Raw genomic sequence first — 2591 nt, 5'->3', positions numbered from 1 at the left:
GCCGCGTGCACCCTCGGCGCGACCGCCGAGATCTGGACCCCCGACGGCGACACCCGCACCGTGCCCGCCGCGCAGTTCGTGCTGGCGCCGGGCCTGACCTGCCTCGCGCCGGGCGAGATCCTGCGGGCCCTGCTCATCCCCGCCTCGGCCACCCGCGCCCGCTACGCGGTGCGCCGACACTCGCTGGTGCCCAGCGGCCGCTCGGGCTCGGTGGTCACCGGGCGACTGGATCCGGCCGGCCGCTGCACCCTCGTCGTGACCGCCGCCGTCCCGGCGCCGCAGGTGCTCACCTGGGACCGGCCCCCGATGGCCGACGCGGCCGCGGCCGCCGTCCGCGGACTGCCCCTGTGGCACGACGACCCCCAGGGCCATCCGAGCTGGCGGCGACACGTGGCGGGGATCGCGGCCCTCGCCGTCGTCGCCGATCTGACCACCGACCCGACCGCCGACACCACCCACCTGGAGGCATCATGCTGATCACCGTCGACGGTAGCGCGCTGGACGCCGACCCCAGCCCCGGGCAGTGCCTGCGCACGCTGCTGCGCGAGTCCGGCGTCCACGCGGTGAAGAAGGGCTGCGACACCGGCGACTGCGGCGCGTGCACCGTGCTGGTCGACGGCGTGCCCACCCACTCCTGCGTCCTGCCCGCGCACCGGGCCGAGAACGCCGACGTCCGCACCGCGGCCGGGGTCCCCGACGCCGTGCCGGCCGCGTTCGCGCGCGCGGCCGGGTTCCAGTGCGGGTACTGCACGCCCGGGATAGTCACCACCGTCACCGGTCTCGGCCACGCCCCGTGCGCCCGCGACGGCGGACCGACGCAGCGGACCGCCGCGATGAAGGGCAACCTGTGCCGCTGCACGGGCTACCGGGCGATCTCCGACGCCCTCGACGGGGTGAGCAACACGTGCGCGGCCGGGCGGATCGGCAGCCCGGTCGCGGCGCCGGCCACCGAGCGCGTGGTCCGCGGCGCCGAGCCGTACACGCTGGACACCGACACCACCGGGTGCGCGCATCTGGCTGTGCTGCGGTCACCGCACGCCCACGCGCGGATCGTGACGATCGACGCCTCCCGGGCGCTCGCGCTGGACGGCGTGGTGGCGGTGCTGACGCATCGCGACGACCCCGGCGTCCTGTTCTCCACCGCCCGCCACCAGCGACGCACCGACGACCCCGACGACACCCGCGTCCTCGACCGGATCGTGCGCTACCACGGCCAGCGCGTGGCGGCCGTCGTCGCGGAGACCGCCGCGCTGGCGCGCCGGGCGTGCGAGCTCCTCGAGGTGCGGTACGAGGTGTTGCCGTCGGTGCTGGACCCCGAGGCCGCGCGCGTTCCCGGCGCTCCGGCCATCCACGGCGACAAGGACCGCGGCGACCGGGGGCGGGCGGCGCGGATCGCCGACCCGTCCCGCAACGTGGTGGCGCGGTGGCGCGGTCACGTGGGGAACGTGGACGCCGGGGTGCGGCGCGCGGCGCACGTGGTGTCCGGGACGTGGCGGACCTCGCGCGTCCAGCACACGCACCTGGAGACGCACGCGGCGATCGTGCGGCACGTCGACGGCGGGCCGCGGGTGGGTGGCACGCTGGACGTGCGCTCGTCGACGCAGGTGCCGTTCCTCGTCCGAGACGAGTTGGCGTGGATCTTCGGCCTCGACCGCGAGGACCTGCGCGTCCACGCCGCCCGCGTGGGCGGGGGGTTCGGCGCCAAGCAGGAGATGATCGTCGAGGACCTCGCCGTGCTGGCCGCCCTGCGCACGGGGCGTGACGTGGTGTGGGAGTACTCGCGCGCCGAGCAGTTCACCTCGGCGACCGTGCGGCACCCGTACCGCACGACCGTCACCGTCGCCTGCGACGACGACGGGCGGCTCACCGCCCTCGACCTGGACGTGCTGTCCGACGCCGGGGCCTACGGGGGGCACTCGGCGGGCGTGATGTTCCACTCCATCACCGAGTCCGTGGAGCTGTACCGCTGCCCGGCCAAGCGGGTCACCGCCGAGGCCGTCTACACGACCACCGTGCCGTCGGGGGCGTTCCGCGGGTACGGGCTGGGGGAGGTGGGGTTCGCGCTCGAGAGCGCGCTGGACGAGCTCGCCGACGCCGTGGGTCTGGACCCCGTGGAGCTGCGGCGGCGCAACGTGGTGCGCCCGGGTGACGCGTTGGTGAGTTCTGGGGGCGACGACGACGAGCTCGATCTCTCCTCCTACGGCCTCGACCACTGCCTCGACCTGGTCTCAGGGGCCCTGGCCTCCGGACGCGGCGAGGCGGCCCCGGACGGCTGGGCCGAGGGGACCGGCGTCGCGCTGTGCATGATCGCCACCAACCCGCCCGGGGGCCACCACGGGTCTGCGCGCGTGGAGATCGACGCCGACGGCACCGTCCACGCCTACGTCGGCACGGCCGAGTTCGGCAACGGCACCGCCACCGTGCACACGCAGATCGTGGCCGAGGTGCTGGGCGTGCCGTCCGACGAGGTGGTCCTGCACGCCGCCGACACCGCGCTGCTCACCCACGACACCGGGGCGTTCGGCTCGGCCGGCACCGTGGTGGGCGGGCGCGCGCTGCACCGGGCGGCGACCCGCGTGGCCAAGCAGCTG

1 protein-coding gene and 1 pseudogene are annotated in these 2591 nt (G+C 75.9%); both read left to right on the top strand.

Features of this window, described 5'->3' with window-relative positions:
• A pseudogene (locus tag HMPREF3086_RS02385) lies at positions 1-477 on the top strand (FAD binding domain-containing protein); the annotation flags it as partial.
• A partial coding sequence (locus HMPREF3086_RS02380) for a molybdopterin-dependent oxidoreductase (RefSeq protein ID WP_070719991.1) occupies positions 471-2591 on the top strand: 2121 nt, incomplete at its 3' end. The pseudogene HMPREF3086_RS02385 and the gene HMPREF3086_RS02380, both read left to right, overlap by 7 nt.

The sequence above is a fragment of the Dietzia sp. HMSC21D01 genome (genome assembly GCF_001815995.1).
GTDB lineage: Bacteria > Actinomycetota > Actinomycetes > Mycobacteriales > Mycobacteriaceae > Dietzia > Dietzia cinnamea.
The sequence above is the reverse complement of the archived record's forward strand: the minus strand, read 5'-3'. Positions and strand labels throughout refer to the sequence as shown.